This is a genomic window from Tistrella mobilis KA081020-065 (assembly GCF_000264455.2).
Taxonomy (GTDB): Bacteria; Pseudomonadota; Alphaproteobacteria; order Tistrellales; family Tistrellaceae; genus Tistrella; species Tistrella mobilis.
In genome coordinates this window covers 3,735,045-3,749,035 of record NC_017956.1, presented here as the reverse complement: position 1 = coordinate 3,749,035, position 13,991 = coordinate 3,735,045, and the positions used below count along the sequence as shown (strand labels likewise).

Sequence of the window (13,991 nt, the reverse complement as noted above, 5' to 3'; positions counted from 1 at the left end):
GCAAGCGCCAACACACTCTCGGGTTTAAAAGATGTCCGGAAACTCACTCCACAGGGAAGTCAGCCCGTACCTCCTTCAGCATAAGGACAATCCGGTAGACTGGCTGCCCTGGGGCCCGGAGGCCTTCGCGCGCGCCAGGGCGGAGAACCGGCCGATCCTGCTGTCGATCGGCTACGCCGCCTGCCATTGGTGCCATGTGATGGCCCATGAGAGCTTCGAGAACCCCGAGACCGCCGCCGTTATGAACCGGCTGTTCGTCAACGTGAAGGTCGATCGCGAAGAACGACCCGATGTCGACGACGTATACATGGCCGCTCTTCAGGCTCTCGGCCAGCCGGGGGGCTGGCCACTCACCATGTTCCTCACGCCCGATGGTGCGCCCTTCTGGGGCGGCACCTATTTCCCGCCCGAACCTCGCCACGGTCTTCCCGCCTTCCGCGACATGCTCGAGCAGATCGCGACAATATATCACGATCAGGCGGAAGACGTCCGCCACAACGCGTCGGCGATCGGTGCCCGTGTGGGCCGGCTCGCGGCCCGCCGTCCGGGGCCCGTGCCATCGGCCGATACCGTGGCCGGCGCGGCCGCCCGGATCGCCGGGGTGTTCGACATGGAGCGCGGCGGCGTGCGCGGCGCGCCCAAATTCCCGAACCCGCCGCTGCTGGCCCTGTTCGACGCCCTGGCGAGCCCGGGCGGCCCGGCTATCGGGCGAGAGACTGGGACGGACGCCGCCCGTGCGGCCCTGGACCGGACGCTGCGCCGCATGGCTGCGGGCGGCATTCATGACCATCTGGGCGGCGGCTTCGCCCGCTATTCGGTCGATGCCGACTGGCTGGTCCCCCATTTCGAGAAGATGCTGATCGACAACGCCCAGCTGCTGCCGCTTTACGCCCGCGCCTGGACCCGGGCCGGCAGCGCACCCCATGCCGCGGTCTTCGCGCAGGCCGCCCAGGGGATCATGGCCTGGCTGGCGCGCGAGATGGAGACAGGTGACGGCGCCTTCGCCAGCAGCCTGGATGCCGACAGCGAGGGCGAAGAAGGCCTCTATTACCTCTGGACGGCCGAAGAGATCGCGGCGGTTCTGGGCGCGGACGATGCCGCCCTCTTCGGCCGGGTCTACGACATCCGGCCGGGCGGCAATTTCGAGGGCCGCGCCATCCCCAACCGGCTGGCCCATCCCGACCCGCTGAGCGGAGAGGACGAGGCGCGGCTTGAGGCGATGGCGGCACGGCTGCACGACCGGCGCTGGTCGCGCAGCCATCCGGGCCGCGACGACAAGGTGCTGGCCGACTGGAACGGGCTGATGATCGCGGGCCTCGCCGAAGCCGGTATGATCTTCGACCGGCCGGACCAGGTGGCCCGGGCCGCCCGCGCCTTCGACGCTGTGCTGGCGAGCCATGACCGCAACGGCCGTCTGGGCCATGCGGCGCGGGACGGCCGGCTGGTCTGGCCGGGGCTGCTGGACGATCACGCCGCTATGATCCTGGCGGCACTGGCGCTGGACCAGGCAGAGGGCGGCACGGCACGCCTGGCCCGGGCGGAAGGCTGGGCGGAGGTGGTGATGCGGCATCACATGGCCGAGGGCGGCGGCTGGCACATGACCGCAGACGATGCCGAGGTGCTGCCGGTGCGCAGCCGCCCCGGCACCGATGCCGCCCAGCCCTCGGGCAACGGGCTGATGGCGCAGGCCCTGGCGCGGCTGGCGCTCGCCACCGGCAACCCCGCCTATGCCGAGGCGGCCCGCGCGACCATCGCGGCCTTCGGCGCCGAGGTCGACGGCAACCCCTTCGGGGTGGCATCGTTGATGGTCGCGGCCCTGCTGCTCGAGACCGCGGACCAGGTGGTGGTGGTGGGCCCCGCCGGCGACGAGGCGACCCGCGCGCTGCTCAGGGCGGCTGCGGCCAGCGGCAGGCCCCTGCTCGATCTGCGCCGGATCGAGCCCGGTACCCCCCTGCCCGCCGGCCATCCCTCCCATGGCAAGGGCATGGCAGACGGGCGGCCCACGGCCTATCATTGCCGGGGCCCGCGCTGCGGGCTGCCGCTGCACGACCCCGCGGCACTGGCCGCCGCCCTTGCTCCGGAGCCTGTCCGATCATGACATCCACGCAGCCGGGTGCCCGCATCCGCGACGCCATCCTGCGCACGACCGGCCCCCGCGCCGCCGCAACGCGGCTGATGGCCGACACCCCGCTGGGGCCGATCCGCCTGGCCGCCGACGGCGAGGCGCTGCTGGCGCTGGACTGGATCGACCCGGCCGATGTTGCAGAGGCCATGCTGGCCGCCGAGGCCGGCTCGCAGACGGCCCGGATTCTGGACGAGACCGAGGCCCAGCTCCGGCGGTATTTCGCGGGTGAACTGGACCGATTCGATCTGCCGCTCGCCCCCGCCGGCACGGAATTCAGGCGCGCGGTCTGGACCGCGATGCTGGAGATTCCATATGGTGAGACGGAAACCTATGGCGACATGGCCCGCCGGGTGGGGTCGGTGGCCCGCGCCGTGGGCGGGGCCTGTGGCGCCAATCCGATCCCGATCGTCATCCCCTGCCACCGGGTGGTGGGGGGTGGACATTCAATCGGAGGTTTCTCTGCGCGGGGTGGCGTTGACACCAAACGGTTTCTGCTTCACCTTGAGCGGGCCCGGACGCCGGAACGGCAGCCGCGGCTTCTGTGACGCCTCGTGTTCCGCACACCGGAAAGCGGGCTGCGCCCCACGGAAACCTGGCGCCGGGCCGTTCATTCCGCATCCCGACCAGACAAGCAAAGGGGCCGAACAGTGGGCAGCATGGTGCAGATCACCGCCAGGGACGGCGGTACGTTTGACGCATATCTGGCGACGGCGCAGGGCGGCAGCGGCCCGGCGCTGGTTCTGATTCAGGAGATTTTCGGCGTCAATCACCTGATGCGCTATCAGGCGGACTGCTTCGCCGCCAAGGGCTTCACCGTCATCGTCCCCGACCTGTTCTGGCGGCAGGAGCCGGGCGTGATGATCACCGATCAGAGCGAGGCCGACTGGCAGAAGGCCTTCCAGCTGTTCCAGGGCTTTGACGCGGACAAGGGCGTCGACGACATCGCCGCGACGGTGGACTATATCCGCGGCCAGAGCAGCACCGGCAAGGTGGGCGCCATCGGCTGGTGCCTGGGCGGCCGCCTGGCCTTCCTGACCGCGGCCCGCACCAATATCGATGCGGCGGTCAGCTATTACGGCGTAGCGCTGGACGACAATCTGGGCGAGGCGACGTCGATCGGCGGCAAGCTGCTGATGCATGTGGCCGCCAAGGACGATTTCGTGCCGCCGGAGTCGCAGGAGAAGATCAAGTCGGCGCTGGCCGACAACCCGAAGGTGGAGCTGCATGTCTATGAGGGCTGCAACCACGCCTTCGCCCGCCCGGGCGGTGCCAATTTCGTGCAGGACGCGGCGCTGAAGGCCGATGACCGCACCCTCACCTTCCTGAAGAGCACGATCGCCTGACAGACGACGGCATGACGCAGACAGAGGGGGACGGTCCTGACGGGCTGTCCCCCTTTCTTTTGTCGTGGCGGAAACAGGCCGTTCCGGCGGCGGATCCGGCAGGGGCATTGCACGATCGCCCGGCCTCGCCGATCATCGGGAACCGAAACACCCCTGCGTCCCCAGAGACGTGCCCATATGGAGGAGACACCCGATGGTGAAGGCGATCCGGATCGAACGGACCGGCGGCCCCGAGGTGATGGCGTTTGTCGAGGTCGAGGTCGGTGAGCCCGGGCCCGGCCAGATCCGCATCCGTCACACGGCAATCGGCCTGAACTTCATCGACGTCTATTTCCGCACCGGTCTCTACCCCGCCCCCCTGCCCGCGATCCTGGGCATGGAAGGCGCCGGCGTGGTGGTCGCGGTGGGCGACGGCGTCGACGACCTGAAGCCCGGCGACCGGGTCGCCTATGCCAGCGGCCCGATGGGCAGCTATTCGGAAGAGCGGCTGATGCCGGCCGACCGGATGGTGCCGGTGCCCGATGCCATCGACGACCAGACCACCGCCTCGATGATGCTGAAGGGCATGACCGCGCAGTATCTGCTGCGCCGCACCTTCCCGGTCCAGGCCGGCCAGACGATCCTGATCCACGCCGCCGCCGGCGGCGTCGGCCTGATCGCCTGCCAGTGGGCCAAGGCGCTGGGCGCCACCGTCATCGGCACCGTCGGTTCGCCCGAAAAGGCCGAACTGGCCCGCGCCCATGGCTGCGACCACCCGATCCTCTATCGCGAGGAAGACCTGGTGGCGCGGGTGAAGGAGCTGACCGGCGGCAAGGGCGTGCCGGTGGTCTATGACTCGGTCGGCAAGGACACCTTCATGGCCTCGCTCGACTGCCTGCAGCCGCGCGGCTATATGGTGAGCTTCGGCCAGTCCTCGGGCCCGGTCGGCCCGGTGGATCTGGTGGTGCTGAACCAGCGTGGCGGCCTTTATGTCACCCGCCCCTCCCTCTTCCACTACACCTCGACCAAGGAAGAGCTGCGCGCCACGGCGAAAGATCTGTTCGATGTGGTCGGCTCGGGCAAGGTGAAGGTCGGTGCCGCCCGCACCTACCCGCTGGCGGAGGCTGCCCAGGCCCATCGCGATCTGGAAGCCCGCGCCACCACCGGTGCAACCGTGCTGCTGCCTTGAGCGCTCGACGAATCCAGGCGACCGCACGGTTCCACGTGGAACGCCGTATGGAAAAGGCCGCCGCCCCAGGGATGGGACGGCGGCCTTTCTCATATGCGTTCCACGTGGAACAGCAGCGGTCAGCTGTTCATGGAATCGAAGAAGTCCGCATTGCTCTTGGTGTGCTTGAGCTTGTCGAGCAGGAAGTCCATGGCGTCGATCGTGCCCATGGGCATCAGCACGCGGCGCAGCACCCACATCTTGGAGAGCGTGCCGCGATCGACCAGCAGCTCTTCCTTGCGGGTACCGGACTTGCCGATATCGATCGCCGGGAAGGTGCGCTTGTCGGCCAGCTTGCGGTCCAGGATCAGCTCGGAATTGCCGGTGCCCTTGAACTCTTCGAAGATGACTTCGTCCATGCGCGAGCCGGTGTCGATCAGCGCGGTGGCGATGATGGTCAGCGAGCCGCCCTCTTCGATGTTGCGGGCAGCACCGAAGAAACGCTTCGGGCGCTGCAGGGCATTGGCATCGACACCGCCGGTCAGCACCTTGCCGGAGGACGGCACCACGGTGTTGTAGGCGCGCGCCAGGCGGGTGACCGAGTCGAGCAGGATCACGACGTCGCGCTTGTGCTCCACCAGCCGCTTGGCCTTTTCGATCACCATCTCGGCGACCTGGACATGACGCGAGGCCGGCTCGTCGAAGGTGGAGCTGATCACCTCCCCCTTCACCGAACGGATCATGTCGGTGACTTCTTCCGGGCGCTCGTCGATCAGCAGAACGATCAGATAGCACTCGGGGTGGTTGGTGGCGATCGCATGGGCGATGTTCTGAAGCAGCACCGTCTTGCCGGTGCGCGGCGGCGCCACGATCAGCGCGCGCTGGCCCTTGCCGAAGGGCGCCACCAGGTCGATCACCCGGCTGGCGGTGGTGGTCTTCTTCGACGGGTCCGAGAGTTCCAGGTTCAGCCGCTTGTTGGGATAAAGCGGCGTCAGATCATCGAAATTGATCTTGTGCCGGGCATTGTCCGGCGCGTCGAAATTGATGCTGTTGATCTTGAGCAGCGCGAAATAGCGCTCGCCCTCTTTGGGGGCCCGGATCTGGCCATCGACGGTATCACCGGTCTTCAGGCCGAAACGGCGGATCTGCTGGGGGCTGACATAGATGTCGTCCGGCCCCGCCAGATAGTTGCTCTCGGGCGCCCGCAGGAAGCCGAAACCGTCCTGGAGCACTTCGAGCACGCCGCCGCCATGGATGGCGACGTTCTGTTCGGCAGACTGCTTCAGGATCGCGAACAGCAGATCCTGTTTCCGCAGCGTGCCGGCGTTCTCGACGCCCAGGGTCTCGGCGTACTGGAGCAGCTCCGCCGGGGTTTTCGTCTTCAGTTCCTGAAGGTTCATGCGATGGATTTCCGATCGGGGGTCGACGGACGGGGGACGCCGGAATGGCGGGATCCCGTTCAACGACGAAGCCGGGGCGACGCCTGGCTCAACCTGTTTTACGCAAGCCCGGCAGACAGGCTGCGTGCGTGTGTGTCGAATGGTCGGGCCGAACCACCCGGACAGTCCGGTCATCCAGAACGGGCCGGCAGGGCGCCGGCCGGACACAAACCATGTGAGCGGAGACGTCGATGATCATCGACGTCGATCACGAACCGGTAACGGCCCGGTTCGGTTCCGGAAACGGATGTGGTCCTGAAGGGGTTCGATCGACGAGGAGAGGACTGAAAGACCGCGTCGGCGCAAAGAGCCTGGCGATCCGGACCGGTACCCGCAACTGCGATCCCTGAATGCCCACCGCCCGGCCAATGCGGCGGCTCGGGTGGTGACGGGTGAAGCATGTCGCCCGGCGACGTCCGTCTGTCCGTTCCGTCCCGGCATGCCGCAGGCATGGGACGAACGTCACGATACCGGCTTCACCGGCACGTCAACCGTGCCGATGCCTAATCAGTTAGCGCGTCACATGGCCGCTGTCAAACCCGATACGCCGGAAATCGATACGACCTTGGTCGATTTCCGGCCGAATCGCGCAATTGTCACGCTCTCTGCCCCGCCATGGGGACCCACCAGGCCCCTCTGGTCGGATCAGAAGGGCTTCACGATCACCAGGATCACGATGCCGATCATCAGCACCGTCGGCACCTCGTTCATCCAGCGATAGAAGCGCGCCGAATGGCGGTTGCGATCCTCCGCAAAGGCGCGGCGCCAGGCGCTGAAGGCGCCATGCATGCCCGACATGATCAGCACCAGGGCGATCTTGGCATGCAGCCAGCCTTCCGACAGAGAGACCGCCCCGGTGGTCAGGATCAGAATGCCGAACAGCCAGGTGGCGATCATCGCCGGATTGATGATCGCCTTCAGCAGCCGGCGCTCCATCACCTTGAAGCGCTCGGACAGTTCGGACCCCGGGGCGGCATCGGCGTGATAGACGAACAGCCGCGGCAGATAGAACATGCCGGCCATCCAGGCGATCACCGAGATCACATGCAGGGCCTTGAACCAGGGATAGGCGCCGGCGAATGCGTCGATCATGGGATGGGTGCCTCGTCTCGGATGGCTGGTTGCGGTCGCGTCAGGTATTGGCGCGACAGGCGCAGCAGCCGAATTTTGCGGGACAGGACGGCCCTGCCCGATCGGGCGCCACCCCCTCGCGCCCCGCCGCCTGCATCACCAGATCGCCCAGCCCGCGGATGAAGGCCGGATGGGTGGTGGGTGTGGGCGCCCGCAGATAGGGCGCGACGCCGGATTTTTCGGCGAGGTGGCGGTATTCGACGTCGAGCTCGACCAGGGTCTCGACATGTTCCGAGACGAAGGCGATCGGCACCAGGATCAGGCCGCAACCGTCCCGCCCTGCCCGTTCAACCTCGGCATCGGTCGAGGGGCCGATCCATTCCAGCGGCCCCACCCGGCTTTGATAGCAGACCTGCCAGTCGATGGTGTCGAGCGGCCGGCCGAGCATCGCCGCCACCCGGTCCATCACCGCGGCACAGCTCTGTTCCACCTGCCACTGATAGGGGTCGCCCCGCTCGATGATCTTCTTCGGCAGACCATGGGCCGAAAGCAGGATGCGCATGGGCCGGCCCGGTGCCTCGGCCTCGGCCTGATGCCAGCGCTCCACGATCAGGCTCGCATGCGCCTCGACCAGGCCGGGCTCGACCGGCCAGCAGCAGACGGTTGAGGTCGGTACCCTGAGCCCGGCCTTCCGGGCGGCGCGATGCCAGTCCTTGAGCGACGAGGCGCTGGTCGAGGTGGAAAACTGCGGATAGAGCGGCAGGGCGATGATCCGATCGGGCGCCCAGGCCTTCACCTCGGCCACCACCTCGGGCGCAAAGGGATGCCAGTAGCGCATCACCGGCCAGGCCCGAACGGTCAGCCCGCGACCCTCAAGCTCGGCTTCCAGGGCCCGGGCCTGGCTCAGGGTCTCCGGCAGAAGCGGCGAGCCGCCGCCCATCAGGGCATAATTTTCCCGCGCAAAGGGCGCACGGCGGGTGCTGATCAGTTTCGCGATCGCCCAGCGTAGCGGCAGGGGCAGCGAGATGATCGCCGGGTCGAAGAACAGGTTGAACAGGAACGGCTGAACGGCATCCGGCCCGTCAGGCCCGCCGAGATTGAACAACAGGACAGCGATTCGTCCCGTTTCCATATTGTCACGTTCCTTAATCATAACCTGTATCAGACTCTCGCGGCATCAGCCTCGCGCACTGCTGCGATCACCTGGGCGACATGGCCGGGATCGGTCGGCGGCAGGACGCCATGGCCGAGATTGAAGACGAAACCGCCCATCGGAGCCAGCCGGTCACATATCTTCCGCACCCTGCGGGTGAGATCCGGCCCGCCCGCGACCAGACGGCCGGGATCGAGATTGCCCTGAACCGCGACATGCGGCCGGAGACGGGTGGCGATCGCCTCCACGCTCCAGGTCGGATCGACGCTGACCGCATCGACACCGGCATTCCGGACGAAATGCTCATATAGCGTGCCGGCCCGGTTCGGAAAGCCGATGATCGGCAGATCCGGATGCGCGGCACGGATCCGGCTGGCGATGCTGCGGATGGGCGTGACCGTCCAGCGATCGAATCCGTCTTCGTCCAGCGCCCCGGCCCAGCTGTCGAAAATCTGCACCGCCTCGGCACCGGCGGCGATCTGGGCCTCCAGATGACGGACGGTCGCATCGACGATCAGATCGATCAGCACCTGGAAGCCGTCCGGGTCACCATAGGCCCAGCGCTTGGTGTTGAGGAAATCCTTGCTGGAGCCGCCTTCGACCATATAGGTCGCGATGGTCCAGGGGGCGCCGGCAAAACCGATCAGCGCCCGGCCCTCGGGCAGCGCCGCCTTCACTCGTGCGGCGGTTTCGTAGACCGGCGCCAGGAAAGAGGTGACCCGTTCGGGATCGAGCGCGGCCAGGCCCGCGGCATCACGGATCGGATCGAGCCGCGGCCCCTCGCCTTCGGCGAACCAGACCGTCTGACCCAGCCCGTGGGGCACGACCAGGATGTCCGAAAACAGGATCGCCGCATCCAGATCGAAGCGGCGCAGCGGCTGAAGGGTCACTTCGGTCGCAAGATCCGGGCTGTAGCAGAGATCGAGGAACCCCTTCGAGCGCGCCCGAAGCTCGCGATATTCCGGCAGGTAGCGGCCGGCCTGACGCATCAGCCAGATCGGGGTCCGATCCGGATGCCCGCCTTTGAGGGCGGCGAGCAGCGGCTTGGTGGTCTCGGTCATCGATGCGGTCCTCGGATCTCTGGCAGGCAGACGGCCGCGTCGGCAAAGGACGGTCGGCCAGCCCTGCCGCCGGTCGCGCGGATCATGCCCGTTCGGGAGGCTTGATTCCAGCGGAGTCCGTGGGCGATTTTCGTTTTCGGCTGCGACCGAACGTCTCTGCCGTTGCCGGATCGGCATGGCGTTGCCGAAACGGCAACACCTGATGATGGCAAAAGCCAGCCGTTCGGCTGCGCAACCCCGTTGCGCTCCGGCTTTCGTTCGAACCATGCGAACCGCATGTTCCGGCCCCAGACTGCAGTTCTCTCGCCCTGTGGACAAGGCCCCATCTGCAGAAAGGAAGGGATTCGGGATGGAAAGGTTGTAGAGGATAGAGGGTAGCTGTGGATATCGGGGATCCCCACCCATTCACAAACCATCCACAGAAAAGCCCCCATGTGGACGATCCGGCGGCACCCTCCGGAGGCCCGGGTGGATAACTCCGGAGTCGCGCGCGGAGTCTCGGGGGATAATGTCGTGGATAACGTGGAAAACTCTGCCGTCCCCGGCGGCCGTCCTCGCTCTGCCGTCCCCATGCCTGAGGGGCTGCCCACATGGAGACGGCTCGGCGGATGACAGATGAAGAGCGGTGACGCAATATGAGCGCCCGACGCCAGACCCCGTTCGGCCCCCGTGATTCCGGGTTATCCACAGCCGTGAACGGGACATGAACAGGGCACGAACATCGCCCCCGACGACGCTTGCTGGAGATCCGGATGGCCGAAAACGAGCCGACCGCGGCGCCGCCGCTCCCCACCCCCGCAGCCCCCGCGCTTACCCCCTCTGCCGACGGGGCAGCGGGTGCCGCGCCGGCATTGCGCGGCGGCGGGCATGGTGCAGATCTGCATCGCGAACAGGTTTTGTTCGATCTGCATCTGGTGTCGGATTCAAGCGGCGAGACCGTGAACACGGTCGCCCGTGCCGTGCTGGCCCAGTTCGACGGGGTGGATGCGCGCGAGCATGTCTGGTCGCTGGTCCGCTCTCCGGCGCAGCTGGAAAAGGTGATCCAGTCGATCGAGGCCCATCCGGGCCTGGTCATGTATACGCTGGCGCTCAGCGAATTGCGCGAGCGGCTGGAAGAGGCCTGCCGACGGCTGAAGGTCCCCTGCGTGCCGGTGCTGGACCAGATCACCGACATCGTCAGCGGCTATCTGGGGGTGTCGGTCTCCCGCCGGCCCGGGCGGCGGCATATGCTCGATCAGGAATATTTCGCCCGGATCGATGCGATGCATTTCGCGCTGATCCATGATGACGGCCAGTCGCTCTGGGATATCGACGATGCCGATGTGATCCTTGTCGGCGTGTCGCGCAGCTCCAAGACGCCGACCGCGATCTATCTGGCCAATCGTGGGGTGAAGGCCGCCAATGTGCCGCTGGTACCCGGCCAGCCCCTGCCGGACGAGGTGGAAAGCGCCACCCGGCCGTTCATCGTGGGGCTGACCACCAGCCCCGAACGGCTGGTGCAGATCCGCCGCAACCGGCTGCTGAGCCTGAACCAGCCCGATGACGGGGAATATATCGACATCGATGCGGTGCGCACCGAGGTGATCGCCGCCCGCCGGCTGTTCGAGCGCAAGGGCTGGCCGGTGATCGACGTGACCCGCCGGTCGATCGAGGAAACCGCGGCCGCGATCTATCAGATGTATCTGCGCCATCTGGGGGAGAGTTGATCCGATGACCCCTGTTTCGATCCGTGACGACGCCGATACGGCAGCGGAACCACGGCTGATTCTGGCCTCCCAGAGTGCCGCCCGCGCGCAGTTGCTGAAGGGCGCCGGGCTCGATTTCCTGGCCCTCCCCGCCCGCATCGACGAGACGGCGGTGAAGGAGGCGATGGCCGCCGAGGGTGCGCCGGCCGAGGATGTGGCGGTGATGCTGGCCGAGATGAAGGCCCGCCGGATCTCGGGCCGCGCCGGCCGGGTGCCGGTGCTGGGCTGCGACCAGATGCTGGTCGCCGACGGCCGCTGGTTCGACAAGCCTGCCGATCGCGACGAGGCCCGCGCGACGCTGGAGGCCCTGTCGGGTCGGCGTCACGAGCTGATCTCGGCCGCGGTAGTCACCATCGACGGCGCCCGGGTCTGGCATGCAATCGGCCGCGCCCGGCTGACCATGCGCCCGCTGTCGCCCGCCTTTATCGACCGGTATCTGGACCGTGCCGGAGAGGCGGTGCTGGGCTCGGTCGGCGCCTATCAGCTGGAGGGGTTGGGCGCGCAGCTGTTCTCGAAGGTCGAGGGCGACTATTTCACCATACTGGGCCTGCCGCTGATCGAGCTGCTGGACTTCCTGCGCCTGCGCGGCGTGATCCCGAGCTGATGGACGGGCGCACGATGACCGAACCCCTGCATCCCGTCTGGATCAGCGGCGCCGCACGGCTGGCCGGCGTGATCGGATACCCCGTCACCCATTCGCGGTCGCCGCGCCTGCACGGCTTCTGGCTGGCACGCCACCGGATCGACGGCGCCTATCTGCCGCTGGCGATCCGGCCCGGGGATCTGGCCGAGACCCTGCCGGCCCTGCCCCGCATGGGCTTTCGCGGCGTCAATCTGACCCTGCCGCACAAGGAACTGGTGCTGCCGCTCTGCGACGAGGTCGAACCGGTGGCCCGTGCGATCGGCGCGGTCAATACCCTGGTCTTCGGCGAGGACCACCGGATCATCGGCACCAATACCGACGCCTGGGGGTTCGGTGCCGCACTGGCGGCCGGGGCGCCGGCACGCGATGCGGCGGCACCGGCCCTGGTGCTGGGGGCGGGGGGGGCCGCGCGCGCCGTGGTCTATGCGCTCGCCGAGGCCGGCGCCGGCCGGATCCTGATCGCCAACCGCACGGCCGAAAGGGCCGCGGCCCTGATCCGCGATCTGGCGCCACATTGCCCGGCGACGGTGCTGGAGGCGGTGGATTGGGCGGCGAGATCGGATCTGCTTGCCGGGTGCGGCACGCTGGTCAACACCACCAGCCTGGGGCTGCACGGCCAGCCGCCGCTCGAGATCGATCTCGCGCGGGCGGATGACCGGCTGGTGGTGTCGGATATCGTCTACGATCCGCTGGAAACGCCGGTCCTGAAGGCTGCGCGTGCCCGCGGGCTGGTCGCGGTCGACGGGCTGGGCATGCTGCTGCACCAGGCGGTGCCGGGCTTCGAGCGCTGGTTCGGGGTGCGGCCCGTGGTCGATGCAGCGCTGCGCCGGCATGTCGCCGCCGATCTGATCGGAGCGGAGGCCCCATGCTGATCATCGGCCTGACCGGTTCCATCGGCATGGGCAAGTCGACGACCTCTAAGATGTTCCGGCGGCTGCGCGTGCCGGTCTTCGACGCCGATGCGACCGTCCATGCCCTGCTCGCCCCCGGCGGCCGCGCCTTCCGGCCGGTGATCGAGCGCTTCCCCGAGGCGCTGAAGGACGGGCGCATCGACCGGGTGGCGCTGGGCGCCCGGGTCTTCGGCCGCAAGGCGGAGCTGCGCGCGCTGGAGCGGATCATCCATCCGCTGGTGCGCGACGAACAGCGCCGCTTCATCGCAACCCATGCCCGCCGGCGCGCACCGATGGTGGTGCTGGACATCCCGCTGCTGTTCGAAGGCGGCGGCGATGCCCATGTCGATGCCGTGCTGGTGGTGAGCGCACCCAACTGGGTGCAGGCCCGCCGGGTGCTGGCCCGTCCGGGGATGACGCGGGCCAAGTTTCGCGACATTCTGTCGAAACAGGTGCCGGATGCCGAAAAGCGTCGCGGCGCCGACGCTGTGATCCAGACCGGGCTGGGCCATGGCCATGCCTTCCGGTCGCTGAAACTGGCGCTGGACGGGTTCGGCCGTCATCGCCACCGGATGTGGAAGCACCACTGGCACCGGCCACGGATCCGGCGGCCCACGGGGCCGCGCCGGCGCCCTGGCGGCTGAGATCGTCTTTATCCGCGTCTGCCGAACGAGGAGACGAGAAGCGTGCGTGAGATCGCCTTCGACACCGAAACCACCGGCTTCGACCCCGCCACCGGCGACCGGCTGGTCGAAATCGGCTGCGTCGAGATCCTGGATCAGGCGCGCACCGGTGCCGAATTCCATGTCTATATCAACCCCGAGCGCGACGTGCCCGAGGCGGCGGTGGCGGTGCACGGGCTGACGGCCGAGCGCCTGAAGACCGAGCCGGTCTTCGCCGAGGTCGCCGACCGCTTTCTGGACTTCGTGGGCGATGCGCCGCTGGTGGCGCATAACGCCGCCTTCGACATGCGCTTCATCAATGCCGAGCTGACCAGGCTGGGGCGCCAGCCCATCCCGATGTCGCGGTCGATCGACACCGTGCAGATGGCCCGCATCCGCTTTCCGGGCGCGCCGGCCAGCCTGGACGCGCTTTGCCGCCGGTTCGGGGTCGACAACAGCAACCGCCTGCTGCACGGCGCGCTGCTCGACGCCCAGCTGCTGGCCGAGGTCTATCTGCACCTTCTGGGCGACCGCCAGCGCGGTTTCGACCTGGCCGCCGACCGTCGGGGCGGGCCGGGCGAGACCGACGGCCGCCGCCGCACGGTCGCCCGGCCGCCCCGGGTCCACACCCCCACCCCGGCCGAGCTGGAGGCCCATCAGGCCTTCATCCTGAAGGAGGTCAAGGCGGCGATCTGGCTGGCGGAGGATTGAG

General features: G+C 68.0%; 14 protein-coding genes. 10 read left to right on the top strand and 4 right to left on the bottom strand.

Annotation, left to right across the window (positions count from 1 at the left end; all coding sequences use genetic code 11):
• Window positions 1-31: 31 nt before the first annotated feature.
• From TMO_RS17185 to TMO_RS17170, 4 genes are all read left to right on the top strand, one after another.
• On the top strand, window positions 32-2,098 hold the full coding sequence (locus tag TMO_RS17185; RefSeq protein ID WP_014746927.1) for a thioredoxin domain-containing protein: 2,067 nt from the start codon (window positions 32-34) through the stop codon (window positions 2,096-2,098).
• The gene (locus TMO_RS17180; RefSeq protein ID WP_014746926.1) at window positions 2,095-2,670 is read left to right on the top strand and encodes a methylated-DNA--[protein]-cysteine S-methyltransferase; all 576 of its coding nucleotides are present in this window, start codon (window positions 2,095-2,097) and stop codon (window positions 2,668-2,670) included. Before TMO_RS17185 ends, TMO_RS17180 begins: the two co-directional genes overlap by 4 nt.
• A gap of 111 nt (window positions 2,671-2,781) precedes the next feature.
• Complete coding sequence (locus TMO_RS17175; RefSeq protein WP_041605075.1) at window positions 2,782-3,468, top strand: dienelactone hydrolase family protein; 687 nt, start codon at window positions 2,782-2,784, stop codon at window positions 3,466-3,468.
• A gap of 193 nt (window positions 3,469-3,661) precedes the next feature.
• Window positions 3,662-4,636: a quinone oxidoreductase family protein gene (locus TMO_RS17170; RefSeq protein ID WP_014746924.1), complete on the top strand. Its 975-nt coding sequence runs from the start codon at window positions 3,662-3,664 to the stop codon at window positions 4,634-4,636.
• A 119-nt stretch (window positions 4,637-4,755) separates the two neighbouring features.
• Here TMO_RS17170 and rho read toward each other — a convergent pair whose 3' ends face one another.
• The gene (gene rho / locus TMO_RS17165) at window positions 4,756-6,015 is read right to left on the bottom strand and encodes a transcription termination factor Rho (RefSeq protein ID WP_014746923.1); all 1,260 of its coding nucleotides are present in this window, start codon (window positions 6,013-6,015) and stop codon (window positions 4,756-4,758) included.
• Between the two features lie 230 nt (window positions 6,016-6,245).
• Between rho and TMO_RS31720 the strand changes: the two genes are divergently transcribed.
• The gene (locus tag TMO_RS31720) at window positions 6,246-6,404 is read left to right on the top strand and encodes a hypothetical protein (protein WP_187297794.1); all 159 of its coding nucleotides are present in this window, start codon (window positions 6,246-6,248) and stop codon (window positions 6,402-6,404) included.
• Window positions 6,405-6,699: 295 nt separating this feature from the next.
• On the opposite strand, the gene hemJ is transcribed toward TMO_RS31720, so the two are convergent.
• Genes hemJ through hemE form a run of 3 tightly spaced genes read right to left on the bottom strand, consistent with a single transcriptional unit; the run spans window position 6,700 to window position 9,339 of the window.
• Window positions 6,700-7,146, bottom strand: a complete 447-nt coding sequence (gene hemJ / locus TMO_RS17160) for a protoporphyrinogen oxidase HemJ (protein WP_014746922.1) — start codon at window positions 7,144-7,146, stop codon at window positions 6,700-6,702.
• 40 nt (window positions 7,147-7,186) lie between these two features.
• Window positions 7,187-8,257 carry a ferrochelatase gene (gene hemH / locus TMO_RS17155; protein ID WP_145978166.1) on the bottom strand — a complete coding sequence of 357 codons (1,071 nt, stop codon included), beginning with the start codon at window positions 8,255-8,257 and terminating at the stop codon, window positions 7,187-7,189.
• Window positions 8,258-8,286: 29 nt separating this feature from the next.
• Window positions 8,287-9,339, bottom strand: a complete 1,053-nt coding sequence (gene hemE, locus TMO_RS17150; protein ID WP_014746920.1) for a uroporphyrinogen decarboxylase — start codon at window positions 9,337-9,339, stop codon at window positions 8,287-8,289.
• A gap of 752 nt (window positions 9,340-10,091) precedes the next feature.
• Here hemE and TMO_RS17145 point away from each other — a divergent pair.
• From TMO_RS17145 to dnaQ, 5 genes are read left to right on the top strand one after another with little or no spacing between them, the layout of a single operon-like run.
• Window positions 10,092-11,045 carry a pyruvate, water dikinase regulatory protein gene (locus TMO_RS17145; RefSeq protein WP_014746919.1) on the top strand — a complete coding sequence of 318 codons (954 nt, stop codon included), beginning with the start codon at window positions 10,092-10,094 and terminating at the stop codon, window positions 11,043-11,045.
• A gap of 4 nt (window positions 11,046-11,049) precedes the next feature.
• Window positions 11,050-11,688 carry a Maf family protein gene (locus tag TMO_RS17140; RefSeq protein ID WP_014746918.1) on the top strand — a complete coding sequence of 213 codons (639 nt, stop codon included), beginning with the start codon at window positions 11,050-11,052 and terminating at the stop codon, window positions 11,686-11,688.
• A 14-nt stretch (window positions 11,689-11,702) separates the two neighbouring features.
• Window positions 11,703-12,599 carry a shikimate dehydrogenase gene (locus tag TMO_RS17135; RefSeq protein ID WP_041606807.1) on the top strand — a complete coding sequence of 299 codons (897 nt, stop codon included), beginning with the start codon at window positions 11,703-11,705 and terminating at the stop codon, window positions 12,597-12,599.
• Window positions 12,593-13,261 carry a dephospho-CoA kinase gene (gene coaE / locus TMO_RS17130; protein WP_014746916.1) on the top strand — a complete coding sequence of 223 codons (669 nt, stop codon included), beginning with the start codon at window positions 12,593-12,595 and terminating at the stop codon, window positions 13,259-13,261. The genes TMO_RS17135 and coaE overlap by 7 nt, the downstream gene beginning before the upstream one ends.
• A gap of 42 nt (window positions 13,262-13,303) precedes the next feature.
• Window positions 13,304-13,990 carry a DNA polymerase III subunit epsilon gene (gene dnaQ / locus TMO_RS17125; protein WP_014746915.1) on the top strand — a complete coding sequence of 229 codons (687 nt, stop codon included), beginning with the start codon at window positions 13,304-13,306 and terminating at the stop codon, window positions 13,988-13,990.
• Window position 13,991: the final 1 nt, after the last annotated feature.

Bases quoted from the DNA above. Each gene is read 5' to 3' on its own strand.
- TMO_RS17185 (WP_014746927.1), top strand. From the start codon at position 32: ATGTCCGGAAACTCACTCCACAGGGAAGTCAGCCCGTACCTCCTTCAG.
- TMO_RS17180 (WP_014746926.1), top strand. From the start codon at position 2,095: ATGACATCCACGCAGCCGGGTGCCCGCATCCGCGACGCCATCCTGCGC.
- TMO_RS17175 (WP_041605075.1), top strand. From the start codon at position 2,782: ATGGTGCAGATCACCGCCAGGGACGGCGGTACGTTTGACGCATATCTG.
- TMO_RS17170 (WP_014746924.1), top strand. From the start codon at position 3,662: ATGGTGAAGGCGATCCGGATCGAACGGACCGGCGGCCCCGAGGTGATG.
- rho (WP_014746923.1), bottom strand. From the start codon at position 6,015: ATGAACCTTCAGGAACTGAAGACGAAAACCCCGGCGGAGCTGCTCCAG.
- TMO_RS31720 (WP_187297794.1), top strand. From the start codon at position 6,246: ATGATCATCGACGTCGATCACGAACCGGTAACGGCCCGGTTCGGTTCC.
- hemJ (WP_014746922.1), bottom strand. From the start codon at position 7,146: ATGATCGACGCATTCGCCGGCGCCTATCCCTGGTTCAAGGCCCTGCAT.
- hemH (WP_145978166.1), bottom strand. From the start codon at position 8,257: ATGGAAACGGGACGAATCGCTGTCCTGTTGTTCAATCTCGGCGGGCCT.
- hemE (WP_014746920.1), bottom strand. From the start codon at position 9,339: ATGACCGAGACCACCAAGCCGCTGCTCGCCGCCCTCAAAGGCGGGCAT.
- TMO_RS17145 (WP_014746919.1), top strand. From the start codon at position 10,092: ATGGCCGAAAACGAGCCGACCGCGGCGCCGCCGCTCCCCACCCCCGCA.
- TMO_RS17140 (WP_014746918.1), top strand. From the start codon at position 11,050: ATGACCCCTGTTTCGATCCGTGACGACGCCGATACGGCAGCGGAACCA.
- TMO_RS17135 (WP_041606807.1), top strand. From the start codon at position 11,703: ATGACCGAACCCCTGCATCCCGTCTGGATCAGCGGCGCCGCACGGCTG.
- coaE (WP_014746916.1), top strand. From the start codon at position 12,593: ATGCTGATCATCGGCCTGACCGGTTCCATCGGCATGGGCAAGTCGACG.